Raw genomic sequence first — 290 nt, 5'->3', positions numbered from 1 at the left:
GGCATTCTGGGCGGCGTGAACGGCCAGAGCCGGGTGGTGCATCTGGCTGCCGGGGACTATGCCGTACTGGTCTCGGACGGTCTGCTGGTGGACGGTCCCGGCTGGGTGGCCAAGCAGCTGGAACTCTCCGCTGCTGCAGGCGACCCGCCCGAGAAGGTGGCCCGGATCCTTGTGGAGACCGCCCGCGCCAGCGCCGAACAGACCGGCCGACCCGATGATATCACCGCCGCCGTGCTCCGGTTAGAGCCCTGCGGTCATTGAAAATTTCACAACAGGGGCATATAATAGCC

The 290-nt window shown here is 65.9% G+C and carries 1 protein-coding gene; it reads left to right on the top strand.

What is annotated here, in order from left to right; translation table 11 throughout:
- The coding region (locus P0G09_RS20265) for a SpoIIE family protein phosphatase (protein ID WP_275253578.1) at positions 1-261 on the top strand (261 nt) is incomplete at its 5' end.
- Positions 262-290 lie beyond the last annotated feature (29 nt).

It is taken from the genome of Faecalibacterium sp. DFI.5.82, from assembly GCF_029076575.1.
Lineage (GTDB): Bacteria > Bacillota > Clostridia > Oscillospirales > Ruminococcaceae > Faecalibacterium > Faecalibacterium duncaniae.
The sequence above is the reverse complement of the archived record's forward strand: the minus strand, read 5'-3'. Positions and strand labels throughout refer to the sequence as shown.